This is a genomic window from Staphylococcus arlettae, assembly GCF_002902345.1.
In the GTDB taxonomy this organism is placed as follows: domain Bacteria; phylum Bacillota; class Bacilli; order Staphylococcales; family Staphylococcaceae; genus Staphylococcus; species Staphylococcus arlettae.
On record NZ_PPQB01000010.1, the window covers coordinates 331,983 to 358,105 of the forward strand.

General features: G+C 33.0%; 24 protein-coding genes. 17 read left to right on the forward strand and 7 right to left on the reverse strand.

What is annotated here, in order from left to right; all coding sequences use genetic code 11:
• Nucleotides 1–10 precede the first annotated feature (10 nt).
• Together CD036_RS05360 and CD036_RS05365 are read right to left on the reverse strand one after the other, a co-directional pair.
• Nucleotides 11–382: a truncated hemoglobin YjbI gene (locus CD036_RS05360; protein ID WP_002510162.1), complete on the reverse strand. Its 372-nt coding sequence runs from the start codon at nt 380–382 to the stop codon at nt 11–13.
• Between the two features lie 93 nt (nt 383–475).
• Nucleotides 476–1,054 (reverse strand): CYTH domain-containing protein, encoded by a 579-nt coding sequence (locus tag CD036_RS05365; RefSeq protein ID WP_103388132.1) that lies wholly within the window; start codon nt 1,052–1,054, stop codon nt 476–478.
• 179 nt (nt 1,055–1,233) lie between these two features.
• On the opposite strand from CD036_RS05365, the gene CD036_RS05370 reads away from it, so the two are divergent.
• The 7 genes from CD036_RS05370 to fabI all read left to right on the forward strand — a co-directional run bounded on the left by CD036_RS05370 (nt 1,234) and on the right by fabI (nt 8,139).
• A complete protein-coding gene (locus tag CD036_RS05370; RefSeq protein ID WP_002510160.1) occupies nt 1,234–1,581 on the forward strand; it encodes a UPF0738 family protein in 348 nt (115 codons plus the stop codon).
• A 16-nt stretch (nt 1,582–1,597) separates the two neighbouring features.
• The gene (gene yjbM, locus CD036_RS05375) at nt 1,598–2,233 is read left to right on the forward strand and encodes a GTP diphosphokinase (protein WP_002510159.1); all 636 of its coding nucleotides are present in this window, start codon (nt 1,598–1,600) and stop codon (nt 2,231–2,233) included.
• 14 nt (nt 2,234–2,247) lie between these two features.
• Nucleotides 2,248–3,057 carry an NAD kinase gene (locus CD036_RS05380; RefSeq protein ID WP_002510158.1) on the forward strand — a complete coding sequence of 270 codons (810 nt, stop codon included), beginning with the start codon at nt 2,248–2,250 and terminating at the stop codon, nt 3,055–3,057.
• Nucleotides 3,057–3,911, forward strand: a complete 855-nt coding sequence (locus CD036_RS05385) for an RluA family pseudouridine synthase (RefSeq protein ID WP_002510157.1) — start codon at nt 3,057–3,059, stop codon at nt 3,909–3,911. Before CD036_RS05380 ends, CD036_RS05385 begins: the two co-directional genes overlap by 1 nt.
• A gap of 28 nt (nt 3,912–3,939) precedes the next feature.
• Nucleotides 3,940–5,325 (forward strand): magnesium transporter, encoded by a 1,386-nt coding sequence (mgtE, locus tag CD036_RS05390; protein ID WP_002510156.1) that lies wholly within the window; start codon nt 3,940–3,942, stop codon nt 5,323–5,325.
• A gap of 8 nt (nt 5,326–5,333) precedes the next feature.
• Complete coding sequence (locus tag CD036_RS05395) at nt 5,334–7,178, forward strand: monovalent cation:proton antiporter family protein (RefSeq protein ID WP_002510155.1); 1,845 nt, start codon at nt 5,334–5,336, stop codon at nt 7,176–7,178.
• A gap of 190 nt (nt 7,179–7,368) precedes the next feature.
• Entirely contained in the window at nt 7,369–8,139 is a 771-nt protein-coding gene (gene fabI / locus CD036_RS05400) for an enoyl-ACP reductase FabI (RefSeq protein ID WP_002510154.1), read from the forward strand.
• 139 nt (nt 8,140–8,278) lie between these two features.
• Here the strand turns inward: fabI and cozEa are convergent, their stop codons facing one another.
• Nucleotides 8,279–9,364 carry a lipoteichoic acid biosynthesis protein CozEa gene (gene cozEa, locus CD036_RS05405; RefSeq protein WP_002510153.1) on the reverse strand — a complete coding sequence of 362 codons (1,086 nt, stop codon included), beginning with the start codon at nt 9,362–9,364 and terminating at the stop codon, nt 8,279–8,281.
• Between the two features lie 206 nt (nt 9,365–9,570).
• Here cozEa and CD036_RS05410 point away from each other — a divergent pair, with 206 nt between their 5' ends.
• The 3 genes from CD036_RS05410 (at nt 9,571) to CD036_RS05420 (ending at nt 12,584) form a co-directional block, all read left to right on the forward strand.
• Entirely contained in the window at nt 9,571–11,142 is a 1,572-nt protein-coding gene (locus CD036_RS05410; RefSeq protein WP_103388133.1) for an alanine/glycine:cation symporter family protein, read from the forward strand.
• Between the two features lie 90 nt (nt 11,143–11,232).
• A complete protein-coding gene (locus CD036_RS05415; protein WP_002510151.1) occupies nt 11,233–11,979 on the forward strand; it encodes an esterase family protein in 747 nt (248 codons plus the stop codon).
• Between the two features lie 95 nt (nt 11,980–12,074).
• Nucleotides 12,075–12,584 carry a YjcG family protein gene (locus tag CD036_RS05420; protein WP_002510150.1) on the forward strand — a complete coding sequence of 170 codons (510 nt, stop codon included), beginning with the start codon at nt 12,075–12,077 and terminating at the stop codon, nt 12,582–12,584.
• Nucleotides 12,585–13,025: 441 nt separating this feature from the next.
• On the opposite strand, the gene ltaA is transcribed toward CD036_RS05420, so the two are convergent.
• A complete protein-coding gene (ltaA, locus tag CD036_RS05425) occupies nt 13,026–14,216 on the reverse strand; it encodes a lipoteichoic acid biosynthesis MFS flippase LtaA (RefSeq protein WP_031266501.1) in 1,191 nt (396 codons plus the stop codon).
• Nucleotides 14,194–15,369: a diglucosyl diacylglycerol synthase gene (locus CD036_RS05430; protein WP_103388134.1), complete on the reverse strand. Its 1,176-nt coding sequence runs from the start codon at nt 15,367–15,369 to the stop codon at nt 14,194–14,196. The genes ltaA and CD036_RS05430 overlap by 23 nt, the downstream gene beginning before the upstream one ends.
• A 421-nt stretch (nt 15,370–15,790) precedes the next feature.
• On the opposite strand from CD036_RS05430, the gene CD036_RS05435 reads away from it, so the two are divergent.
• From CD036_RS05435 to CD036_RS05465, 7 genes are all read left to right on the forward strand, one after another.
• The gene (locus tag CD036_RS05435; protein WP_103388188.1) at nt 15,791–17,275 is read left to right on the forward strand and encodes a UDP-N-acetylmuramoyl-L-alanyl-D-glutamate--L-lysine ligase; all 1,485 of its coding nucleotides are present in this window, start codon (nt 15,791–15,793) and stop codon (nt 17,273–17,275) included.
• The gene (locus CD036_RS05440) at nt 17,265–17,495 is read left to right on the forward strand and encodes a YueH family protein (protein ID WP_172606422.1); all 231 of its coding nucleotides are present in this window, start codon (nt 17,265–17,267) and stop codon (nt 17,493–17,495) included. Before CD036_RS05435 ends, CD036_RS05440 begins: the two co-directional genes overlap by 11 nt.
• Nucleotides 17,496–17,507: 12 nt before the next feature.
• Complete coding sequence (locus CD036_RS05445; RefSeq protein WP_002510144.1) at nt 17,508–19,070, forward strand: peptide chain release factor 3; 1,563 nt, start codon at nt 17,508–17,510, stop codon at nt 19,068–19,070.
• 284 nt (nt 19,071–19,354) lie between these two features.
• A complete protein-coding gene (locus tag CD036_RS05450) occupies nt 19,355–20,152 on the forward strand; it encodes a TerC family protein (protein WP_103388136.1) in 798 nt (265 codons plus the stop codon).
• A 200-nt stretch (nt 20,153–20,352) separates the two neighbouring features.
• Nucleotides 20,353–22,095, forward strand: a complete 1,743-nt coding sequence (locus CD036_RS05455) for a S1C family serine protease (RefSeq protein ID WP_002510142.1) — start codon at nt 20,353–20,355, stop codon at nt 22,093–22,095.
• A gap of 74 nt (nt 22,096–22,169) precedes the next feature.
• Nucleotides 22,170–23,474, forward strand: a complete 1,305-nt coding sequence (locus CD036_RS05460) for a TrkH family potassium uptake protein (RefSeq protein ID WP_369946164.1) — start codon at nt 22,170–22,172, stop codon at nt 23,472–23,474.
• A 196-nt stretch (nt 23,475–23,670) separates the two neighbouring features.
• Complete coding sequence (locus CD036_RS05465) at nt 23,671–25,179, forward strand: bifunctional metallophosphatase/5'-nucleotidase (RefSeq protein ID WP_103388137.1); 1,509 nt, start codon at nt 23,671–23,673, stop codon at nt 25,177–25,179.
• Between the two features lie 49 nt (nt 25,180–25,228).
• On the opposite strand, the gene CD036_RS05470 is transcribed toward CD036_RS05465, so the two are convergent.
• Complete coding sequence (locus CD036_RS05470) at nt 25,229–25,831, reverse strand: CPBP family glutamic-type intramembrane protease (RefSeq protein WP_103388138.1); 603 nt, start codon at nt 25,829–25,831, stop codon at nt 25,229–25,231.
• A 4-nt stretch (nt 25,832–25,835) separates the two neighbouring features.
• Nucleotides 25,836–26,021, reverse strand: coding sequence for a YkvS family protein (locus CD036_RS05475; RefSeq protein ID WP_002510138.1), 186 nt, complete (start codon nt 26,019–26,021; stop codon nt 25,836–25,838).
• Nucleotides 26,022–26,123 lie beyond the last annotated feature (102 nt).

A 26,123-nucleotide genomic window follows, 5' to 3' on the forward strand; every position in this document is an offset into this window, starting at 1 on the left:
TCACCTACAATTAATTTTCGGAATTTACCATATGATTAGCAGTTAGACGTAGACGTTCATATAAATAATCACCTACACCTGCAGGAAACTGAGCTGCTGTAATTGCAGTAGCCATATTTTCTAGCCAAGCATCACGTTCGAATGTCGTGATAGTAAAATCTAAATGACGTCTTTTAAGCATTGGATGTCCGTGCTCTTGTGAATAGAGACTTGGACCACCTAAAAATTGGGTCAGAAACTGTTTTTGTTTACGGCTCGTTTCTTCAAAATCTCCAGGAAATAAATGGTTTATACGTTGGTCTTTTGCTACAAGCATATAAAAGTGATCAATCATGTTGTATAAAGCTTCAGAACCGATAATTTCATAAGGTGTTTGAGTCATTGTTATCACCATATTTCATTTATATATTAATAATATAACATGAATATTTACATATGAAAGTAATTCGACTTTTAGGAGAATTGTCCGTGTTTATTATTGCAACTCTTCTTTACGGTTAAAGAAACGTTGTACTTTATTATCGGGTGTGACAGCATCGATATCATGTTCTGCTAATAACGCATGAAATTGTGCCAAACCTGAGTTATACTCTTGGACTTCATATTCTAATTCATAATCAGTTGTATTTAGGTAAGTACTTTTATCTAGGACTAATAGATTATTGTCTATCTCTCGTTCTAAACGTTCAGTGGTAAGTGAACCTAATATTACTAGTGATTCGATATCAATATGCATTTGCGATAAAACGTCTTTGATATCTTGAGGCAGTTGAGAAGGAGGTAGTGGTGCGTTAATTTCAGGTTGTACAGTAGTATCGAAGTTATATTCTAATAATCCTACTGCGGCTGGAACTTTTAACGTCATTTCATTGTGTTGGTCTTTTACACGAATGCGCAATGCACAACGTTGTGCTTTTAATTGAAAATCTGGTGTGTCTATATAATGATTCGTTTGTGAAAATGGTGTCTCATTTTTAAAGTAAAAATCTGTTAAATTGTCGTATTGTGTTGCTGTTAATAATTGTTTGAATTCAATTTCATTATTTGTAGCCAAAATAATTCACTCCTCGGCTTTTATTATGCAAAATTTTGTTGTAGATTTAAAGTAATCCGAAAAAATAATACTATATATACATAATAAATCTTTAAAAAAGTTGGATTTCATAATAGTCATGTGACGTGTTATGTAATAGGAAATTATGTTAAACTAATGAAGAATAAGGAGGAACAAGCATGCGTATTTATGTTAACGAAATCAAAATTACAGATGATAGCATTCTTTGCTATACCGAAGAATCAATAGAAGGATTACAAGAAGCAGGACAAATGCTTGTTGATAGTGATAATCATGCCTTCGCACATATTTTAGATAATGGGGAATCTTATACATACCTTATTTTTGTACAAGAAACATGGTCGATGTTACACGAAAATAAAGGTAAAAAAATAATAGTTAATGACACGTTAGAATTAACAGAATTTAATAACGAACTAACTTACATATTAGAAAATATTAAGGGTAATTCAAATTATGGTAAGGAGTTTGTTTCAGTAGTTGAAGACACGTTTGAATTAGAGTGAAGCGGAGTGAGACGCAATGAATCAATGGGATCAGTTTTTAGCTCCATATAAACAAGCTGTAGATGAATTAAAAATAAAGTTAAAGGGTTTACGTAAACAATACGAAGTTGGTGAACAAGCATCACCAATTGAATTTGTCACTGGTAGGGTTAAACCTATGACTAGTATTATCGACAAAGCGAATAAGCGACATATCCCTTTTGATCGATTACATGAAGAAATGTATGATATAGCAGGTTTACGTATGATGTGTCAGTTTGTGGATGATATTGATGTTGTGGTTAATCTACTAAGGCAACGTAAAGATTTTAATGTTGTTGAAGAACGTGATTATATTAGTAATACTAAGCAAAGTGGTTATCGTTCATATCACGTGATTATAGAATATCCAATAGAAACACTGTCAGGTAAAAAAAGAATATTGGCTGAAATACAAATCCGTACATTAGCGATGAATTTTTGGGCGACGATTGAACATACATTGCGTTATAAATATGATAGTGATTATCCGCCTGAAATCCAACATAGACTTGAACGTGCGGCTGAAGCGGCATTTTTATTAGATGAAGAAATGTCGGAAATTAAAGATGAGATTCAAGAGGCACAACAATATTATTCCAAAAAGCGAGCGAAAAAACATAACAATGACTAGTGAGGTGTATATCCATGCGTTATACAATATTATCTAAAGGCGATTCTAAATCTAATGCCTTAAAGCATAAAATGATAAACCATATGGAAGACTTTAATATGGTAGAAGATGAAGACAACCCAGAAATTGTAATTTCTGTAGGTGGAGATGGCACCTTACTTCAAGCATTTCATAAATATAGTCATATGTTATCACGTTGCGCTTTTGTCGGGGTACATACTGGGCATCTCGGCTTTTATGCAGATTGGTTACCACATGAAGTAGAAAAATTAATAATAGAAATTAATAATTCACAATTCCAAGTAATTGAATATCCATTGTTAGAAATCATAGTGCGATATAATGACAATGGTTATGAAACAAGATATTTAGCGTTAAATGAAGCGACAATGAAAACCGAAAATGGTTCAACATTAGTTGTGGACGTAAATATACGTGGTAAGCAATTTGAACGTTTTAGAGGTGATGGATTATGTGTATCTACACCTTCAGGTTCAACAGCTTATAATAAAGCACTTGGTGGTGCACTTATTCATCCATCTTTAGAGGCAATGCAAATAGCAGAAATTGCATCTATAAATAATAGAGTATTTAGAACAGTAGGTTCACCATTAGTCTTACCTAAACATCATACTTGTTTAATTACACCTGTGAACCATGACACTATTTTAACAACAATTGATCATGTAAGTATAAAACATAAGAATGTCAATGCCATTCAATTTCGAGTTGCGAATGAAAAAGTGCGATTTGCTAGATTTAGACCATTTCCATTTTGGAAGAGAGTGCATGATTCATTCATTTCTAGTGAGGACGATATTTGATGAAATTTGTCTACCGAATCTTTCGTAATGAAATGCTGAAAGATTTTTTACACAGACATTTATACTCACGTAAGACGATAAGCGCCATTAAAAATAATGGCGCTTTAGTTGTTAATAATGAGCATGTAACGGTAAGAAAAAAATTAACTGAAGGTGATGAGTTAGTTGTTTGTTTGCCTCAGGAACAACCGAGTTTCAATTTACAGCCTTATCATTCACCATTAACTATTTTATTTGAAGATGATTATATTCTTATTGTATCGAAATCAGCGAATCAAAATATTGCACCTTCTAGAGAACACTTACATCAAAGTTTAGTAGAACAAGTGCTTGCATATTTACAGCAATCTTTCACACGCTATGTGCCACATATCGTTACACGGTTAGATCGTAATACTTCAGGTATTGTTATATTTACGAAACATGGGTATATTCATCATTTAATGTCTGAAACGCAAATAGATAAGCGTTATTTATGTATTTGTATGGGTAAAGTACAGGATAATGGAATAATCAAAGCACCGATAAAGAGGCATCCTGACAGTATTATTCAAAGGATGGTAGATCCAACTGGTAAATACGCAGAAACACATTTTAAATGTTTAGCTTCTACAGACAACTTTAGTTTATGTCAGGTCAAGTTACTAACTGGAAGGACACATCAAATTAGAGTTCACTTTCAGCATATAGGTCATCCACTAGTAGGAGATGGGTTATATGGGGGGATAACATCCCGTTATCATCATCAACTACTACAATGTATGCGTGTTTCCTTCACGCATCCTATTACGCAACAAATCATTACAATTGAAGATCAAACAGATAAACTTACTACTATTTATAATATGCTATAATTTTAAATATATTCTGGAGGTGTCGACTATGAATAATGAGAATGAAACAATCACACTAGATGATGAAAACGTATATAATAAAGTTTTACTTGATGATTTATTGTTACAAAATCATATAGATGAATTTAGAACTGAATTTTTAACAATGCATACATATGAACAAAGTGAGTATTTTGAAGATAGCGAGGATGAAATTCGACAACGTATATTTGAAGTCTTATCTCCAGAAGAAGTAGCTAATTTTTTCGATCAATTAGAAATTGATGAAGAAGAGTATGAAGCACTTTTTGATACGATGAATGCATCCTATGCCAGTCATGTGTTAGAAGATATGTCATATGATAATGCTGTAGACATAATGAACAATTTATCAAAACAAAAAATAGTCAGCCTCTTAACTTTAATGAATAAAGATGATGCCAAAGAAATAAAAGCATTGCTGCATTATGAAGAAGACACTGCCGGCGGTATCATGACTACTGAATATATTTCGTTAAAGGCTACTATGCCAGTGAAAGAAGCATTGATGCACGTTAAAGAACAAGCTCCAGACGCAGAAACCATTTATGTAATTTTCGCAGTGAATGATGATAAACAATTGGTTGGTGTGTTGTCATTAAGGGATTTAATTATTGCTGAAAATGATGCATATATTGAAGATATTATGAGTGAACGTGTTATTAGTGCAAATGTAGCTGATGACCAAGAAGACGTAGCACAAAAAATGCGAGATTATGATTTTATAGCTATGCCGGTTGTCGATTATCAAGATCATCTTCTTGGTATTATTACCATTGATGATATTTTAGATGTAATAGATGAAGAAGCAAGCGAAGACTACTCACGTTTAGCAGGTGTTAGTGACGTCGATGCTACGAATGATTCTGTTACTAAAACTGCTTTAAAGCGTTTGCCTTGGCTTATTATATTAACATTTCTAGGTATGATAACTGCCACAATATTAGGCTCATTTGAAGACACATTATCACAAGTTGCACTATTAGCAGCTTTTATTCCAATTATTAGTGGCATGTCAGGTAATTCTGGTACACAATCGTTAGCCGTTTCAGTACGTAATATATCAACTGGTGAAATTGATGAACAAAGTAAATTCAAAGTGGCATTACGAGAAACTGGAAGTGGATTTTTAAGTGGTTTAGTATGTGCTGCTATTCTATTAATGATTATTATTGTCCTGTACCAACAACCTATTTTAGGGCTTATTGTTGCAAGTAGCTTAACTATAGCGATGACAGTAGGAACGTTAGTTGGTTCAATGATACCTCTAGTTATGAACAAACTTAATATTGATCCGGCAGTTGCTAGTGGGCCGTTTATTACAACAATTAATGATATCGTAAGTATGCTAATTTACTTTGGCCTAGCGACGTCATTCATGTCTTATTTATTATAGGAGGCAATATGGAATTTGTATCACTTGTTATAGTTGTTTTAGCAGCATTTTTAACACCTATTATTGTCAACAGACTTAATATTACTTTTATTCCAGTCGTCGTTGCTGAAATACTTATGGGTATTGTGATTGGTAACTCTTTTCTGAATCTTGTAGAAAGAGATGCTATGCTTAATATTTTGTCGACATTAGGATTTATCTTTTTAATGTTTTTAAGTGGATTAGAAATAGACTTTACTGCCTTTAAAAAAGATTCTAAAAAAGGTAGTAATAGTAAAAATGAGAAGAAAAAAGTGCCGGGACATTTACAATTGGCTGTTACTGTCTTTATGTTTATTATGATAATTTCGATTGTCTTTGCCTATCTCTTTAAGTGGTTTGGATTGATAGATGACGTCTTGTTAATGATTATTATTATTTCGACAATCTCATTAGGCGTCGTTGTACCTACATTAAAAGAAATGAACATTATGAGAACGACTATTGGACAGTTTATCTTACTCGTTGCTGTCTTAGCAGATTTGGTTACTATGATTTTATTAACAGCATATGGCACAATTCATGCTTCACATAGTGGTTCTATTTGGTTAATTAGCACATTAGTTGTGTTTACAGTTGTCTTTTATTTAATCGGTGGCGTATTCAAGAAAGCGCAGTTTTTACAAAAGTTAATGGACGGTACTACCCAAATCGGTATTAGAGCAGTATTTGCGCTAATCATATTATTAGTAGCATTAGCAGAAGGTGCTGGTGCAGAAAATATTTTGGGTGCGTTTCTAGCCGGTGTCGTTGTTTCCTTGTTAAAACCAGACGAAGATTTAGTGGAAAAATTAGATTCCTTTGGTTACGGTTTCTTCATACCAATATTCTTTATAATGGTTGGGGTAGATTTAAACATCCCTTCTTTAATAAAAGAACCGTCACTGTTAATTATTATTCCGTTATTAATGGCAGCTTTTTTAGTGTCAAAATTAATTCCGGTCTTTTATATAAGACGTTGGTTTGATCAAAAAACGACGATTTCTACAGCATTTTTATTAACGTCAACATTATCATTGGTTATTGCTTCGGCAAAAATTGCGGAACAATTAGGAACAATCACACCAGAAATTTCAGGCATTTTAATTTTAAGTGCTGTCATTACATGTGTATTCGTGCCGATCGTATTTAAAAAAATGTTCCCAATGCCTGAAGAAGCAACACGCAAAATTGAGGTCAGTATGATTGGGAAAAACCAATTAACGATACCAATTGCTCAAAATTTAGCATCTCAGTTATACCAAGTTTCATTGTACTATCGAACAGATTTAAGTGATAAACGTAAATTAGCTGATGAGATATCTATGATTGAAATTGCTGATTATGAAGCGGACATGTTAGATAGATTAGGTTTGTTCAAAAGAAATATCGTTGTCTGCTCTACTAATGACGATGATATTAACAAAAAGGTAGCGTTAATGGCTAAAGAACGAGGCGTTGAACGTGTTATTTGTCGTTTGGAAAGTAATACCGATGATCAAGAATTACGTGCACAAGGTATTGAAATCTTTAGTAGTTATTTAAGTAATAAAATTTTGCTTAAAGGTCTAATTGAAACACCTAATATGTTAAATATCTTAAGTAATGTAGAAACTTCATTATACGAAATTGCGATGTTGAATCATAAATATGATCAAATACAATTACGTAACTTCCCATTCGATGGCGATATTATTTTTGTAAGAATTATTCGTAATAATGAATCTATCGTACCTCATGGTGATACGCAATTACGTTATCGTGATAGATTAATTGTAACTGGCTCTAAAGAATATGTAGATGAATTAAAACGAGAATTAGAATTTTATTATTAACAACGCCCATGTCCAGTAGGCGACTTACTTAACATAATACAAATTAAATAATTAAATTAATGTATTTAATTGTTCAGTTAAATGTAGCAATGTTAAAATAATTACTGGTATAATTAAGTAATATAATGTGGATTGTACTAAACAATCATTGAAGTGAAATCAATTTATATAAATTAAAGGAGTTAGTCTAATGTTTAATTTGGAAAATAAAACGTATGTTATTATGGGTATTGCGAATAAACGTAGTATTGGTTTTGGTGTGGCAAAAGTGCTAGATGAATTAGGTGCTAAACTAGTATTTACATATCGTAAAGAACGTAGTAAAAAAGAATTGGAGCGTCTAGTTGAGCAATTAAACCAAACTGAAACACATATGTATCAAGTTGATGTACAAAACGATGAAGATGTCGTTGCAGGATTTGCTAAAATTGGCGAAGAAGTAGGACACATTGATGGTGTATATCACTCTATCGCATTCGGTAATGTTGAAGACTTACGTGGCCGTTTTTCTGATACCTCAAGAGATGGTTTCTTATTAGCGCAAGATATTAGTTCATACTCATTAACTATTGTAGCTCGAGAAGCTAAAAAATTAATGACTGAGGGTGGTAGTATTGTTGCTACTACGTATATCGGTGGCGAATATGCTGTACCTAATTACAATGTAATGGGAGTAGCTAAAGCTAGTTTAGAAGCTAATGTACGCTACTTAGCAGCGGATTTGGGTGAAGATAATATTCGTGTTAATGCTATCTCTGCAGGTCCAATTCGTACATTAAGTGCTAAAGGGGTTGGCGGTTTCAATACTATTCTTAAAGAAATTGAAGAACGCGCACCGTTAAAACGTAATGTAACTCAAGAAGAAGTGGGTAAAACAGCTGCATACTTATTAAGTGATTTTGCAAGTGGTGTTACTGGTGAAAACATTCATGTAGATAGCGGCTATCATGCAATAAAATAATAAAGTGTAAAACGTTGGTGCATGCACCAACGTTTTTTATATATGAACTGATGATAAAAAGAGGCTAAGATAATAAAGAGGACCAATCCATATAAGGATTAGTCCTCTTATTTTACGATTGGGTATTTAAGTCCATCCGTTAATCATGCACAGTAGATTGTGCTTTATCTATAATTTTTTGTCTATAGTTGAAAATATTTCTAACAATACATTTAATTACTGCATATAATGGTACAGCAATAAGTATTAGCATAAAGCCACCTAAATTACCTGCAGCTAAAATCACTACAATGATAGTTAATGGGTGAATATTTAAAGATTTACCCATAACGTTAGGTGTTATGACATTTCCTTCTAATTGTTGTGCAATTAATGTAATGATACAAACCCAAATAAATGTAGAAGGGCTTTGAATAATTGCGATAATACCTGCTGGTGCAAACGCCATCCAAGGACCTAGGAATGGGATCATATTTGCTACAATCGCGAACATTACTAATAATAGTGTGTAATTTAAACCTAAAATAGAATAGCCGATATATAAGATTAGTCCCAAAATTAAACTTACTGTTACTTGACCTTGGATATAAGATTTTACAGTTTCGTTTAAATCTTTCAATAAATCTACAACAAATACTTTGCGTTCACCTTTAAAAATGCGTGCAATAAATGGTATAAAACGCTCATGATCTTTTAACATATAGATTAAGAAAAATGGAACCATAATTAATAAGAACATTGTTGAAATAATAGAAGTAATATAACTTAATGAATTAGATAAAATATCAGCAACGTTATCACCCATAGAGCCAACAACTTTATTGATTCTTTCCGTAACATCTGACGGCAAGCGTTCCATTTGGTTTAATGAAAATTGGATAATATTTTGTACTTCATTTTGTAACATAGGGATTTGTTGGATCAAATTATCAATTTGTTCTACAATCATTGGACCTACAATACCGACGATGATGCCGATAACAATGATTAACCCGATAAAGATAATTGTGATACTTCCCCAACGTGGTACATTATATTTCTCTAAAATCTTTTGAAAAGGAAGACATAGATAGAATAAAAAACCACTTAATAACAATGGTAGAAGTACAGATTGTAAAATAATGATAAACGGTATGAAGATGGAATGAACTTCCATTACTAATTTAATTAGTATAAATAGGATTATTAAGGCAATCCCAGTTCTAAACCATACTTTATTTAACATAGAACTGTCCTCCTAAAGCAATAATAGATTACACTTTAGTATAGCTTATAACGTGGCACAACAAAAGACAAAAATAGAACCATTCATAAATCTACAATTAATGAATGGAAAAGTAAAAAATATCCATTGTGCAAGCGCTTACATATGTGTATAATAATAAGCATTATATCACGCAAATACTGTGATATGACAAGGGGGATAAAATGATGTTAGAAAATTTTGTTGCATGGCTTAATGAATTAGTATGGAGTAAACCGCTAGTTTATGGTTTGTTGTTAACCGGTGTAATATTTTCGTTTATGATGCGTTTTGTTCAAATTAGACATTTTAAAGAAATGATAAGGTTGATGTTTCAAGGTGAGAAATCACCTACTGGGATATCAAGTTTCCAAGCGATTGCTTTATCTTTAGCAGGACGTGTGGGAACAGGTAATATTGTAGGTGTATCTACAGCTATTTTTATTGGGGGCCCTGGTGCAGTATTTTGGATGTGGGCATCAGCGTTCTTAGGTGCGAGTAGTGCCTTTATAGAATCGACATTAGGTCAGATCTACAAACGTGAAGAAAAAGGGGAATATCGTGGTGGACCTGCTTTCTACATTGAATATGGAATGAAAGGTAAAATTGGGAAAATTTATGGTTTAATATTCGCGATTGTTACAGTAATTTCGGTAGGGCTTTTGCTACCAGGTGTTCAATCAAATGCAATTGCAAGTTCAATGAAAAATGCTTTTGGTTTTGATGCATGGATAATAGCTATAGCTTTAGCTGTGTTATTAGCGTTAATTATTTTCGGTGGTATTAAATGGATTGCTAATGCTGCCACTGCTATCGTACCTTTCATGGCGATTGCGTACATTTTAATGGCAGTTATTATTATCATTATAAATATCGAACATGTACCAGCTTTATTTGCGTTAATTTTTAAATCAGCATTCGGAATGGAAGCTGCTTTTGGTGGCATTGTAGGGGCTATGATTGAAATTGGAGTGAAACGTGGACTCTACTCAAATGAAGCAGGACAAGGTACAGGGCCTCATGCGGCTTCGGCTGCTGAAGTGTCTCATCCTGCCAAACAAGGATTAGTACAATCATTTTCTGTGTATGTTGATACATTGTTTGTCTGTACAGCTACAGCACTTATTATTTTATTATCTGGCACTTACAATGTTACTGATGGTAAAACAAATAGTGATGGTGGTCCGAGACTTATTGAAAATAACGAAATTTTTGTACCTATGGCTAATGGTGACAAAGATTATTCTGGTACTGCAATGTATGCACAAGCTGGTATTGATAAAGCATTCCAAGGTAGTTCATATCATTTCGATCCAGCATTTTCTGGTATTGGGTCGTACTTTATAGCGATTGCATTATTCTTCTTTGCTTTTACTACAATATTAGCGTATTACTATATTGCAGAAACCAATATAACCTATCTTACAAAAAATAAAAATTATTCCAACACATTCTTTTGGATTAACGTAACACGTATAATTTTAATAGCTGCAACTATTTTTGGTGCCGTTAAAACTGCAGAGGCTGCTTGGGGTATGGGTGATCTAGGTGTTGGCTTAATGGCATGGTTAAACATCATAGCTATATGGATATTACATCGCCCAGCAATCAATGCTTTGAAAGATTATGAGCGACAAAAGAAAAAATTGGGTTCAGGTAAGCAAGCGATATATAAACCAGATAAGAATGAAGTGCCTAACGCAGTATTTTGGCACTATGATTATCCTGAACGGCTTGAAAAAGAACGACAAAAAGAGTAAATCTATACAATTTAATACTAGTCAGTATATTTGAAAATACTGCGTCTCTTGGTACAATGGCGTTAAGAAAACTAGGAGGCGCATATTTTTATGACCGAGTTTCAAGCAGGAAGCGTAAATGAAATTAACTTTCCCAGTAAAATATTAGAGAGGGATATTAAGTTGTCTATTTATTTACCCAAAGACTATACAGCCTTATTTAAATATAAAGTAGTATTTTGCTTTGATGGTAAAGACTTTTATAGTTTTGGACAAATTCATAGAACTTATGAAAAATTAAGAGCAAACAATGAAGTAGAAAGAGCGATATTTGTTGGATTTAACTATGAATCGGTAGATAAAAGAAGAGCAGAGTTTCACCCACAAGGTGAGCGTACACCTTTAACAGTTAAAGCTATGGCTCAAGAAATATTACCGTATATAGATCAACAATTTCCGACTTATAAAGTAGGTAATGGACGACTACTACTTGGAGATAGTTTAGCAGCCAGTGTTGCTTTAATAACGGCGTTAACTTATCCACGCGTGTTTAGCCAAGTAGGTATGCTTAGTCCACAACATGACGACGTGATTACAACATTGGTGCAAAGATGTCAATTTACTGACATTTTAACAGTTTGGCATACTGTAGGGTTAGAGGAGGCCGATTTTGCCTTACCAACAACTGGTAAAAGAGCCGATTTTTTAACGCCTAATAGAGCATTGAATCAATTATTAGCAACACAGGAAATGACCTATTACTATCAAGAATTTGATGGTGGTCATCGTTGGAAATCTTGGAAACCATTATTAGCTGATACACTTACTTATTTTTTATCAGATAATATTTCTTTTTAATAAAAACTAAAAATTGAAGTTAAATAAAGTTTAAAGTAACGAATTTTTCTGAAATTTGCTATAATGGTAATATGTTAAACAAAGGAGGAATTTCAATGATTTTAGGATTAGCATTAATTCCGTCAAAAGCATTTCAAGATGAAGTAAATGCTTACCGTAAGCGTTATGATTCACATTATGCGACAATTATGCCGCATATTACAATTAAAGGGCAATTTGAGATTAAAGATGAAGATTTCGAAGCTGTTAAAGAAGATATTAAATCACGTCTAGAAGGGCTTCAACCAATCGATGTGCATGCAACTAAGGCTTCTAGCTTTGCACCGATAAATAATGTTATTTATTTTAAAGTGCAAAAAACAGATGAAATTCAAAACTTGTTTGATCAATTTAATAATGGTGATTTTTATGGACAACCTGATCATCCGTTTGTTCCACATTTTACAATTGCTCAAGGATTAACAAGTCAAGAATTCGAAGATATTTATGGACAAGTTAAATTAGCAGGTATTGATTATAAAGAAACTATTGATCAAGTTTCTTTAGTGAAATATGATGATGAAGCTGAAAAGTGGAAAGTTGAAGATACTTTTAATTTAGCTTAATTGTAAATTATCCTCATAGAGACTAACAATGTTAGCTCTAGTGAAATAAAAGGTATTATTGCAATAAAACCTAATTGAAATAATACTTGATTAGGCTAGACTGTCGACAAAGTTTCCGGCTTTGTTGGCAGTTTTTTTGTGCACGCTTTCCGCGAGCACTGCCTCAGCCTGTAGTCTTCGGCGAGCGCTATTACCACAGGAGTCGGCCAAAATCGCTACCAAAATTAATCATTGTATTTAAATCTTAAATATACATTAGTAAATATAAAGAAGGGGAGATATGGGTCAAGGCGTTTCCGCTCAGCAGTTTCACAATAAGAAGCATTTAAATAGCAACTATGTAATTATAAAAAACACGGTCGTAAAATTTAATAGTGTTAACTAAATTTTACGACCGTGACTTTTATATACGTTAAAACATTATTGATTGTCAGTAGTACTTTATATTAAATTTTTGCGGTTTTTTATAAAGTAGAGCGCATAAAAGACTGCTAAAAATAAAAAGACTAGTGCTGAAAAATAAAATGTATTGTTAACACTATGCGTGAACTCTTTAATAAGTCCGCCACATAACGGACCAATCATAGAACCGAAACCTTGAACACTATTAAAAACTCCCCAAGTTTCTTCTTGTTCTTCAGGATTAATGTGACCTGCCATAAATGTATTCCATGCAGGTAGTAGTAGACCGTACATTAAACCGATGAAAACAGCGAGTCCCCATACTATATAAATATTAGTAATAAGAGATAATGCAAAAATTAATAATGCATACAATGTGAAACCACCGATGATTACACTATAGGTAAATAGTCTTCCATTATTATCTATTAATTTTGACAGAATAAGCATTGAAATGGCACAGCCAATGCCACCGATAATAAGTGCAATGGTGTATTCAACAGTTGATACGCCAACAACTTCTGTTGCATAAATAGGTAAAATAGGGACTAATGCAGTAATTGCTGCACCTTGTAGTAAAATACCTGGAAATAGCAGCATATGCTTTTTAGTTACATTTTTAATTTGTGTGATTTGTTGGGCTACAGGTTTCGTATTGTAATTTGTTAATCTGATTTTTACGAAATAATATAATACCCATGCGACTAAAACCATGAGTGACATCATAAAGGCAAAATTCGTTGGATGGAATTTAAAGATAATATTCATTGAGACCATACCAACTAATAAACCTAGCAACCAAGAAAAATAAACATAGCCCATTTGTTTGCCACGATTTTTTTCTTCAACACTAGCTAACATTATGACCCAAATTGGACTAACAGCGATTCCTAGTAAAATTGCACTAGCAATTAAGACAATTGGGTTTGTTGGAAACCAAATAACTAGAAATAAGCTGAAAAAGGCAAGTAAGAAACCTAATGTTAATACTACTTTAGTACCTAATCGTTTGAGTAAAAAACCAATGACAAAATTGGTTGCAGCGTCTGCTATAAAATGAATAGAAATAGCGATAGATGTAACACCTACCGCTATGGAAGTTGCTGTTGGAAGTAGTGATAAATAACTCAATATATACATTCCTCGGGCAAATTCCATTAAAAATAATATTATAAGCATGATTATGAAATTTTTATTGTGTGCGTAATTATTTAACGAAGAGCTTTGCATATAAAGGAACCTTTCCATATACTTCCTCATATTGACTAGAATGATGCATGAGGTCTAGTAAATCTTTACATAACTTATAAGTTGAATATGTTACTCTAGAGTCGTCCATTTGTTGTGACATCATTGCTAAAGCGTCAGGCTGTGATGTTAACTCTGCAACATACGAGATAGCATCATTTGGTGTATAAGCAATCTTACCAAATCCTTTGGCTTCAAAATAATGTGCGTTTTCTAACTCTTGACCTGGTGCTGGATCTAAGAAAATCATAGGAATTTGTCTCGTCAGTGCTTCAGAAATAGTTATACCCCCTGGCTTAGTAATCATCAATTGACTCGAAGCCATCCACTCATTCATATGTTGAGTATAACCTAAAATTAACACATTATTATAGTCTTTAAATTGTCCCGTTAAGCTACGTTTTAATTCTTTACTTTTACCACAAATCATAACTATTTGAGATTGTGGACTTTGGATAAGCATATCTTTAATCATCTGACCGAAACCAGTAGAAACACCAAAAGCACCTGCTGACATTAATATAGTAGGTTTATCAGGATCTAAGTGATTGCTACTTAACCACTCACTTTTATCGATAGCTGCCTCAAATTTATCAGAAATAGGAATACCCGTTACTTTGATGTTATTTTTAGGAACACCAATAGATGCAAATTCTTCTTTTAAGTCCTCAGTAGCTAAATAATATCTTTCAGAATGAGGGGTAATCCAATTTTTATGCATTTTATAGTCAGTCATTACTGTGGCAACAGGAATATTAATGTTAAATTGTTCAGTCAATACTGACATAACCGGAGTAGGGAATGTTAGTAAAATTAAATCCGGTTTTTCTTTTAATAATAAATTTATTAATTTATTTAAGCCGTAATATTTATAAAAACATTTGTCTAACTCCTCAGGTCGACTATAATAAAATGATTTATACATGTTTCTAAAATACTTAAAACTATTGATATACCATTTTTTACATATAGAAGTTAATAAAGGGTGAGCTTCTAAAAATAAATCATGTTCAATTACAGTTAGGTTATCAAGGTTCATAGCATTAAATTCATTCACGATACTTTGCGTAACTTGTAGATGACCATTACCAAATGAACCAGTAATTATCAATAATTTTTTCTTTTGAGTAACCATGAAAGCCACCCTCCAATAATGTAGTGTGATGCATAATTATTTTATCGTAATTTTAAGCAGTGCGAAAGAAAAAAACGCAATTAAAGAAGATTATATCATTTTACAAGTTGATGTAAAATGATTCATACTAGTTTAAGTATATATGAGTTACAATGAAATCTATTTTTATAAGTATAGATTAGCATTAATAAAGTAAAATGTATCGTCAGATTCATTATAATCAGCAAATTATAGAAAGACTTAACATATGACTTACATCAAGTTAAAATTCTCCAAGTATTATTAAACTTTCTAATAGTTTGTTTATTTAAACTATAGCCATAAAATGAAGAAACAAATCATGAATTTCAAGAAATCATTGCTATAAAAACAAGAAAAAACGTGTATAATAAATATATGTGATTTAAAGGAGCGATAGATGTTGGATGCGAAAACGTTGTTTGACAAAATAAAAGTAAAACAAGTTATTGGATCATTAGAACAAGATATAGTAGATATAACAACTGACTCACGTACTGCTACAGCACAAAGTATATTTGTAGCATCAGAGGGCTATACAGTGGATAGTCATAAGTTTTGTCAAGATGTAGTGGATGCAGGGTGTGAAATTGTTGTAGTTAATAGACAGTTGACACTTACAGGTAATGTGACACAAGTTATAGTGCCTGACACTTTACGTGTAGCAAGTATCTTAGTCAACTTATTGTTTAATTATCCAAGCCAGCAATTAATAACTTATGGTGTAACTGGAACAAATGGTAAAACATCTGTTGCGACAATGATTCATCATATTTATAGAAATTTAAATAAAGGCAGTGCCTATTTAGGTACTAACGGCTTTCAAATAAATGAAGAAAAAACTAAAGGTGCTAATACAACACCTGAAACGGTAGTATTAACGAAGAAAATAAATGAAGCTGTCCAACAACAAGCTGAAGCGATGACTTTAGAAGTATCGAGTCATGGTTTGGCGTTGGGACGTTTACGCGGAGTCGAATTTGATGTGGCAATCTTTACAAATTTAACGCAAGATCACTTAGATTTCCATGGCACTATGGAGGCATATGGGCATGCTAAATCATTATTGTTTAGCCAATTAGGTGAAGATTTAGCAAAAGAGAAATATGCCATTGTTAATAACGATGATGATTTTGCTGAATATTTAACATCTGTGACACCGTTTGAGGTTTTTACTTATGGTATCGATCGTGAAGCACAATTTACGGCCATTAATATTAATGAAACATTGCAAGGTGTTACTTTTGATTTGGCAACGCCTTTTGGTGTGTATCCAGTTAAATCCCCATACGTTGGAAAATTTAATATTTCTAATATCATGGCAGCAATCATTGCAGTATGGAGTAAGGGCATACCTTTGACAGAAGTTATAGATGTTGTTGAATATTTAGAGCCTGTCGATGGACGTTTAGAAGTGCTAGATCCTGAATTGCCAATTGACTTAATTATTGATTACGCGCATACAGCTGATGGAATGGATAAATTAATTGATGCTGTAAAACCATTCGCACAACAGCGCCTAATCTTTTTATGTGGAATGGCGGGAGAACGTGATTTAACTAAAACTCCTGAAATGGGCCGTGTCGCTTGTCGTGCTGATTACGTTATTTTTACTCCTGATAATCCGGCAAACGATGATCCGAAAATGCTAACTTCAGAATTAGCGAAAGGTGCTACGCATAATAACTACGTAGAGTTTACTGATCGTGCAGAAGGAATTAAACATGCTATTGAAATTGCACAGCCAGGAGATACCGTTGTGTTAGCTTCGAAAGGTAGAGAACCTTATCAAATTATGCCAGGACATGTTAAAGTACCACATCGTGACGATTTAATTGGTTTAGACGCAGCATATGCAAAATTTGGCGGTGGGCCACATGCAGATTAGACACTTACCAGATGATACTAGAGTGTACCTGCATAAAGATGACCAAATACATCACTATTTTGTAGGGATACCTGATTATAATTGGTCGTTAGAGTTAACAACTCACGTCGATACTTGTGAAATGAAAGAAGAAATAATCATGCATTTATTTACAATATTCGACGAACAAAAATGTACCCAAATTGCAACAAGAGTAATTGAATGGATAGACGAGTATTAAAGGAGAATTAAAATGACAATTAAGGAAGAAATTGAAGCACGAAAAACGTTTGCTATTATTTCTCACCCCGATGCTGGTAAAACGACATTAACTGAAAAACTATTGTTATTCGGTGGTGCAATTCGTGAAGCTGGGACAGTAAAAGGTAAAAAAAGTGGGAAGTTTGCTACAAGTGATTGGATGAAAGTAGAGCAAGAACGTGGTATTTCAGTAACTAGTTCTGTGATGCAATTTGATTATGATCACTATAAAATTAATATATTAGATACACCAGGCCATGAAGATTTTTCAGAAGATACGTATCGTACATTAATGGCTGTTGATAGCGCAGTTATGGTAATTGACTGTGCGAAAGGGATTGAACCACAAACATTAAAATTATTCAAAGTGTGTAAAATGCGTGGTATTCCTATTTTTACATTTATTAACAAACTAGATCGTGTAGGTAAGGAACCATTTGAATTATTAGAAGAAATAGAACAAACACTCGAAATAGAAACTTATCCAATGAACTGGCCAGTAGGCATGGGACAAAACTTTTTCGGTATTATCGATAGAGAATCAAGAACTATTGAACCTTTTAGAGATGAAGAAAATTTATTACACTTAAATGATGATTATGAATTGGAAGAATCTCATCCTATAACGAATGATAGTGCTTTTGAACAGGCTATCGAAGAATTGATGCTTGTCGAAGAAGCGGGTGGTTCATTTGATAATGATTCATTATTAGCGGGTGAATTGACACCGGTGTTCTTTGGTTCGGCATTAGCTAATTTTGGAGTAGAACAATTTCTAAATGCTTATGTGGATCATGCGCCTATGCCAGATGCACGTCAAACAAAAGAAGATACAGCTGTTTCTCCTTATGACAAAGACTTTTCTGGTTTCATTTTTAAGATTCAGGCCAATATGGATCCTAAGCATAGAGACCGTATAGCATTTATGAGGATAGTGAGTGGCGCATTTGAACGTGGCATGGATGTGACATTACAACGAGCAAAGAAAAAACAAAAAATTACACGTTCAACATCCTTTATGGCTGATGATAAAGAAACGTTAAATCATGCTGTCGCTGGTGACATTATCGGATTATATGATACCGGTAATTACCAAATTGGAGATACCTTAGTAGGTGGAAATCAAAAATATAGTTTCCAAGAGCTACCTCAATTTACACCTGAATTATTTATGAAAGTTTCTGCTAAAAACGTTATGAAGCAAAAACATTTCCATAAAGGAATTGAACAACTAGTGCAAGAGGGTGCAATTCAATATTATAAAACATTGCACACGAACCAAATCATTCTAGGTGCAGTAGGACAACTCCAATTCGAAGTGTTTGAGCATAGAATTAAAAATGAATATAACGTAGATGTAGTTATGGAACCAGTAGGGAAGAAAATAGCACGTTGGATTGAAAATGAAGATGATATTCAAGAAAAAATGAATTCTTCACGTTCGATATTAGTAAAAGACCGTTATGATCAATACGTCTTTTTATTTGAAAATGATTTTGCAACGCGCTGGTTTGAAGAAAAATTCCCTGAAATTAAGTTATATAGTTTATTATAAGTAAAGTTTCGTGTATAATAAATAAAAAATAGAATACCTATGACTAAATGTCAGAGGGGAGTAACTTAGCTCTAATAAAGCACTGTAGTAATACAAGGAGCAATTAGAGTCGTTTTATCGTCATTACGAAGTGTTTGCACTTCCGGTAAAATGGGTAAATGTATTTTTGCTGAGTGAGACCTTTGCTTGTAGTTGTGTCTTTCTGTAGTTTATGTGAAGCAGTGGGTCATAACTTATTAGCTTAGGTCTCTATTTTTATGTAAAATTAAAGGAGTTGTAATGTCATGGATCCGAGTTTGATCTTACCTTATTTATGGGTACTAGTTGTTTTAGTATTCTTAGAAGGTTTATTGGCGGCTGATAATGCGGTCGTAATGGCTGTTATGGTTAAGCATTTACCCCCAGAACAACGTAAAAAAGCCTTGTTCTATGGTTTATTAGGTGCATTTGTATTTAGATTTATAGCACTATTTTTAATAAGTATTATCGCAAATTTTTGGTATATCCAAGCAGCAGGTGCACTTTATTTACTTTATATGTCCATCAAAAACCTGTACAATTTCTTCCAACATAAGGATGAAAATGAAGAAATTGGCAATGATAGTCATCACTACGATGAAGATGGAGAAGAAATTAAAACAAGTTCCAAAGCGTTTTGGGGCACTGTAGCCAAAGTTGAATTTGCAGACATTGCTTTTGCTATCGATTCAATGTTAGCGGCAATGGCTATCGCTATTACTTTACCAAAAGTTGGTATTCATTTTGGTGGTATGGACTTAGGGCAATTCACTGTAATGTTCCTAGGTGGTTTAATCGGTGTCGTAATCATGCGTTTTGCGGCAACATACTTTGTAGAGTTGTTAAATAAATATCCAGGTTTAGAAGGTGCGGCATTTGCTATCGTAGGCTGGGTCGGCATTAAGTTGATAGTTCTTGTGTTAGCGCACGAAGACATTGGCTTAATACCTCATGAATTCCCTCACGGTGCCATTTGGCAAACTATTTTCTGGGCTGTTATGATTTTACTTGTTATCGTAGGCTGGTTAACGTCTATGCGTAATAACAAAAAACATAAAAACTAATTATCAAAGCATTGGATTGACCTTTTCAAAGGTGTAATCCAATGCTTTTTCAGTTATATTATGGTTAACTGTTAAAAAATTAACAAAATAAAGATATTGTGTATCAACTTTTTGCATATTAAGATGAAATAAAGAAGAATTTTTTTGTGCAATATGTCATAATGAAAGGATAATGATAAGCGGATGAAGGAGGAGATTTGGTGGATAAAGACAACAAAATAATCATACCTAGAAAAAAATATCGTCGTAAACGCCGCCAGTTCTTTCATAATGAAGAACGTGAACAACGTATCAAATACGAGCAGCAGCTACAACAACAACAAGCACTTAAAGATGAAGAGGTAGCTAAAAACAACGAAGAAAGAGTGAAAGAAAATTTACAAAAGTCACGTATCGAAAAACTCACTCAAGAAGAAATTCAACAGCAACAACAAGAAATGAAAAAGCGCAACACGTCAGTTGAAACTGACGCTCAAACTAGCCCAACAGCTAATGAAGATGCAACAACAGATGATAAAACAATTGAGCAAGAAACAACTGAAGTGCAAGAAAGTTCGAGTCCAGAAGCAACAACATTATCAAAATCGACATCAAATGAAGCAACAACTGATCAAAATGAAGATGAGCATCAGTCACAATTAGCAGCGGATGAAAATACGAATTTTCACTCTGAAGAAGCACAACAATCTCAGGTGAGCGATTCTGTTGATGCAGACACTACGTCGAATACAACTAGTGATGAGCAACAGTCAGCAACACAACAAGCAACATCTAAAACTGAACCAACATGGCAAGATAAGACACGAGCTTTTATTAAATTCCATTGGGCTAAAATCTTAATTGTTATTGGCGTAATTTTAATATTAACCTTGATGAATGCGATATTTAATAATGTAGATAACAACGGTCACAATAAAGATGGATTTTTAAATGGCAGTATCGATGATCATAAACAGTACACAAACACGATGAAGAGTGCGAATAAAGCTATTCATTCTGTAGTCACTGTAGAAAATAATACAAGTGATGACGCTTCATCAGTACAGAATGAAACTAAAGAAGCAGGACAAGAAAATGAACTAGGTTCTGGTGTCGTCTACAAAAAAGTGGACGACTCTATTTTTATTATAACGAATGCACATGTTGTTGGAGATAAAGAACAACAAAAGATTACATATGGTGATGACAATGAAACAATTGGTAAAGTCATTGGCACTGATAAATGGTCAGATATAGCAGTTGTCAAAGCTAAAATAAAAAAACAAAGTGATATTAAAGCAATTAAACATGGTGATTCGCAAAAACTGGTTTTAGGTGAACCAATAATTGCAGTAGGTAATCCGTTAGGTGTTGATTTTAAAGGGTCTATTTCCAGTGGAATAATCTCAGGTCTGAATAGACATGTACCAGTTGACATTGATAAAGATGACAACTATGATGTGCTGATGGATGCATTTCAAATTGATGCTCCAGTAAACCCTGGTAACTCTGGTGGCGGCATTATAGATAGAGATGGCAAGCTAGTAGGTATTGCTTCCTTGAAAATTAGTATGGATAATGTAGAAGGAATTGCATTTGCTATACCTGTAAATACAGCATTATCAACTGCACAAGAACTAGAAAAAAAAGGTGAAGTAAAATATCCAAATACTGGCGTGAAAATTATTGATACTGCAGAATTAAATGATGACGCTAAAGCTTCATTACAATTACCTGAAGACATCGATAATGGTGTAGTTATTGGTGAAGTACAAGAAAATAGTTTAGCTGAAAAATCTGGGTTGCAAAAAAATGATGTCATAGTAGAATTAGATGGTAAAGAATTAGAAGATAAACTAAGATACAGACAAATTATTTTTAGTCACAAAGATGATTTGGATACTCTACCACTTAAAATATATAGAGATGGTAAGGTAAAAGATATTAAACTTAAATTGAAGTGACGTTGAGGTGAGTAAAAGCGTTGTCTATTTTTAATAAATTATTTAAAAAATCTAGCCCTCAACAAGGGATTGTCATGTATTATCTCGTTGCTATAGTCGTATCATTTTTATTACTCAATTTACCATTTGTATATAAAAGTGGTGTAGATGTAAAACCGATTGATACTTTATTTGTCGCAGTATCCGGAGTAAGTGTTACGGGATTAACTCCTATAAATATTTCCGAAACTTTTTCGACTTTTGGCCAAATCATTATTATGGTGATTTTAAATATTGGTGGCATCGGTGTTATGGCAATCGGGACGTTATTATGGGTAGTTTTAGGCAAAAGAATTGGTATCCGTGAACGTCAACTCATTATGTTGGATAATAATAAAGATACGATGAGTGGTACAGTTAAATTAATATTAGATATTGTGAAAACAATGCTTGCTATTGAATTTGTGGCAGCTATGTTATTAACATTTTATTTTTACAGAGATAATCCGGATTTATCATATGCGATCATGCAAGGCTTTTTCGTGTCGGTATCAGCAACAACTAACGGTGGTTTAGATATAACCGGCCAGTCCTTGATTCCTTACGCAAATGATTACTTTGTACAAACTATAGTAATGTTTTTAATTATTTTAGGTTCAATAGGTTTTCCGGTGTTACTTGAAGTGAAAGCGTATATTAAAAATAGAATACCTAATTTTAGATTTTCATTATTTACTAAAATTACAACGTCAACATACTTATTCTTATTCGTTTTTGGTGTAATTATTATTTTAGTACTTGAGCATAATCACGCTTTACAGAACATGAGTTGGCATAAAAGTTTATTCTATGCACTATTTAATTCTTCAACTACACGTAGTGCAGGTTTACAAACTATTGATGTAAGTCAATTTAGTGAAGGTACAAATGCCATTATGGGATTCTTGATGTTTATTGGTTCATCTCCAAGTTCCGTCGGAGGAGGAATAAGAACAACAACATTCGCAATATTAATCTTATTTCTACTTAACTATAATAATAATTCAGAGAAGTTTTCCATTAAAGTATTTAATCGTGAAATCCATGCGATGGATGTACAACGTTCATTTGCAGTTTTCACTATGGCTAGTTTGATTACTTTCGCTAGTATTGTCAGCATTTTAATCATTGAAAATAGTGAAATGACATTGTTAGAAGTGTTTTTTGAAGTCATGTCAGCATTTGGAACATGTGGTTTATCGTTAGGAATTACGAGCGATTTACATTCAACATCCAAAGTAATACTTATGGGTCTCATGTTTATAGGACGTGTTGGATTGATTAGCTTTATTATTATGCTCGGTGGTAGGAAAGAACCAGATAAGTATCATTATCCAAAAGAACGTATTCAAATTGGTTAATATTAGACTAAGCTAAAAAACAATATAAGGTCATTTGTACTAATAATTTTGTGGGCAAGGTGGCAATGTCAAAAAAGTAATATTGACATTGTTATTGAGTCCACATTTTTTAATCAGTAACACGGTTAATTAATTACTTTAGTATCGTAATATAGCGCAATCGTGTTAAACTGTGAGTGATAAAGGGGCGAGGTATATGACACAAAGTGAAAAAATAAATGTTGATATTATAGCGACTTCGGATATGCATAGTTATTTTTTAAATGGACATCATGGATCTAACATTTATCGCGCTGGTACATATGTAAAACACATGAGACAGCGCAATAACAATGTAGTATTGCTAGATAGTGGAGGTAGTTTAGCCGGTTCTCTAGCTGCATTTTATTATGCAGTAGTAGCACCGTATAAACGACATCCGATGATTAAGCTTATGAATGCTATGGAATATGATGCGAGTGGCATAAGCCCAAATGAATTTAAATTTGGGTTGTCATTTTTCTCTAGAGCAGTATCACTATCAAGGTTTCCTTGGTTATCTGCAAATATAGAATATAATCGTACTAAGGAACCATATTTTTCAACGCCTTATACGATAAAAGAAATAGAAGGTATTAAAATCGCTATCGTTGGTTTAACTTCCGATGGATTAATGGAACGTGAATATTTTGAAATGGAACACGATGTGGTTATTGAAAAAACACTAGTTTCTGCCAAAAGATGGATTAGCTATATTCATGAAAGTGAAGCCCCAGACTTTTTAATTGTTATATATCATGGTGGTCTAAATCAGCTTAATACTTCTACGAATGAAAGAGAACAAAAAGTAAATGAAGCAGAAAAAATAATGCAACATATAGGAGTGATTGATTTATTAATCACAGGTCATCAGCATCAAACTTTTGTCGGTAGAAACGACCAAACAGTATATGTACAAGCAGGTCAAAACGCTCAAAAATTAGTACATATTAAAGTTGATTTTAAAAAACGAACAAGTTCTTTTGAATTAGAAGGTATTAACTCTGAAATTATTGATTTAAATGATTTTGAAGAAGATAAAGCATTATTAACAGAGACGTATTACGATAGAAAAGCAGTAGAATATTGGGCAGACGACATTATTACTGCTCATAACTTAGAAGCTGGAGTAAATGGACTCGAAGATGTAATTACACAGCCCCATGCTTTTACCCAATTGTTACATGATAGCATTAGATTAGTTTATGACTTAGATATTTCTTGTGTTCATTTACCGAAGAGTGGGGAAACAGGATTACAAGGAACAGTAACAAATGCGGAATTATATAATGCTTATCCACATCCAGACGTACCTATGGATTTAACAATTAAAGGACAACATATAAAAGATATTTTGGAATACAGCTATGCACATATTGAATTTTCAAATGATGCCTTAAGCGTTACAATTATCGATGAAACGCTATGTACATTTTGGCAAGGCGTGGATTATACAATTGATATGAATGCACAACCATTCAATCGAGTGACCTTAAACAATATTAATTTAAATCATATGTATCGCGTATCAATGACTGACTATTGTTACCGCAATTACCAATCATATTTAGAAAATGCAGTTATCCATGATAAACATTCAATTACTATGAATGATCTTATTGCTGATAATTTAAGTAATGATAGTTATCAAATACAACAAAAACAACAATTTAAAGTTTATTTATAAGTGAAAAAGCGTACCCACTATGGATACGCTTTTTATTATTCAGAAATATTTAACCATGGAAAATAAGTAAAAGCACCACAGCAACAATTTGTGCAATAACAGTAGTAGCTATTCTACGTGTATAGAGGTAGCTAATAGATAATAATATTTGGACAATGAAAATAAGACTAACTATCCATAAGTTATCTAAGTAATAAAATAATGAAGCTGAACAAAGTGCTGTAATTATAATACTTAACCAATTTGGTATATTTAATTTAATTAGTTCTTTTTGAAGTACGGTTCTCATATATAATTCATGGCAAGGTATTACAAATAATAATGTGACCAACATTTGCCACTTGAAATATACACCTGTACGCGTAAGCTCTTTAATAAGCTCAGAATATTTCAAATCATATGATATAGCAGCAAAAATTAATTGAATGATAATGAGCGTCAGTCCACTCAAAATACCTACACCTATAGATGTCAGTAGTCGTTTTGATTCTATATCACGTTGATAAAAGACGTAACTAACGCCTGCAATTAGCATGATACCAGTATAGAGGTACCAATACTCTTGCTTTTCGCCCCACATAATATATAAAATTACGTGAAAGACCAAAAAACTAATGATAAACCACACTAATGCTTTTGAAATTGATTTCATAATATTATCCTTCTTGGTCGACGATTTTATATCGTTTATGATTAATGACCGTTTTTTCAGGTAAGTCTAATTCAGTGAAATTCTCCATGATTGTTAAATCGACAATTACTGAATTATCATTAATTTTTTCTACACGGCCTTTTAAACCATCATAAAATTCTACAATATTTCCTACTTCTGCAACAGTCATTTTGAGTCCTCCCTAGAATAGTTAACTAGATATATTGTACTAAAAAATACAAGACAAATAAACAAATATCCATTATATCGTGTGAAATGAATGAATTGAGTA

Excerpts from the sequence above, each read along its gene's own strand:
- CD036_RS05360 (WP_002510162.1), bottom strand. The coding sequence starts at position 382 with ATGACTCAAACACCTTATGAAATTATCGGTTCTGAAGCTTTATACAAC.
- CD036_RS05370 (WP_002510160.1), top strand. The coding sequence starts at position 1,234 with ATGCGTATTTATGTTAACGAAATCAAAATTACAGATGATAGCATTCTT.
- yjbM (WP_002510159.1), top strand. The coding sequence starts at position 1,598 with ATGAATCAATGGGATCAGTTTTTAGCTCCATATAAACAAGCTGTAGAT.
- CD036_RS05380 (WP_002510158.1), top strand. The coding sequence starts at position 2,248 with ATGCGTTATACAATATTATCTAAAGGCGATTCTAAATCTAATGCCTTA.
- CD036_RS05385 (WP_002510157.1), top strand. The coding sequence starts at position 3,057 with ATGAAATTTGTCTACCGAATCTTTCGTAATGAAATGCTGAAAGATTTT.
- mgtE (WP_002510156.1), top strand. The coding sequence starts at position 3,940 with ATGAATAATGAGAATGAAACAATCACACTAGATGATGAAAACGTATAT.
- CD036_RS05395 (WP_002510155.1), top strand. The coding sequence starts at position 5,334 with ATGGAATTTGTATCACTTGTTATAGTTGTTTTAGCAGCATTTTTAACA.
- fabI (WP_002510154.1), top strand. The coding sequence starts at position 7,369 with ATGTTTAATTTGGAAAATAAAACGTATGTTATTATGGGTATTGCGAAT.
- cozEa (WP_002510153.1), bottom strand. The coding sequence starts at position 9,364 with ATGTTAAATAAAGTATGGTTTAGAACTGGGATTGCCTTAATAATCCTA.
- CD036_RS05410 (WP_103388133.1), top strand. The coding sequence starts at position 9,571 with ATGTTAGAAAATTTTGTTGCATGGCTTAATGAATTAGTATGGAGTAAA.
- CD036_RS05415 (WP_002510151.1), top strand. The coding sequence starts at position 11,233 with ATGACCGAGTTTCAAGCAGGAAGCGTAAATGAAATTAACTTTCCCAGT.
- CD036_RS05420 (WP_002510150.1), top strand. The coding sequence starts at position 12,075 with ATGATTTTAGGATTAGCATTAATTCCGTCAAAAGCATTTCAAGATGAA.
- ltaA (WP_031266501.1), bottom strand. The coding sequence starts at position 14,216 with ATGCAAAGCTCTTCGTTAAATAATTACGCACACAATAAAAATTTCATA.
- CD036_RS05430 (WP_103388134.1), bottom strand. The coding sequence starts at position 15,369 with ATGGTTACTCAAAAGAAAAAATTATTGATAATTACTGGTTCATTTGGT.
- CD036_RS05440 (WP_172606422.1), top strand. The coding sequence starts at position 17,265 with ATGCAGATTAGACACTTACCAGATGATACTAGAGTGTACCTGCATAAA.
- CD036_RS05445 (WP_002510144.1), top strand. The coding sequence starts at position 17,508 with ATGACAATTAAGGAAGAAATTGAAGCACGAAAAACGTTTGCTATTATT.
- CD036_RS05450 (WP_103388136.1), top strand. The coding sequence starts at position 19,355 with ATGGATCCGAGTTTGATCTTACCTTATTTATGGGTACTAGTTGTTTTA.
- CD036_RS05460 (WP_369946164.1), top strand. The coding sequence starts at position 22,170 with ATGTATTATCTCGTTGCTATAGTCGTATCATTTTTATTACTCAATTTA.
- CD036_RS05465 (WP_103388137.1), top strand. The coding sequence starts at position 23,671 with ATGACACAAAGTGAAAAAATAAATGTTGATATTATAGCGACTTCGGAT.
- CD036_RS05470 (WP_103388138.1), bottom strand. The coding sequence starts at position 25,831 with ATGAAATCAATTTCAAAAGCATTAGTGTGGTTTATCATTAGTTTTTTG.
- CD036_RS05475 (WP_002510138.1), bottom strand. The coding sequence starts at position 26,021 with ATGACTGTTGCAGAAGTAGGAAATATTGTAGAATTTTATGATGGTTTA.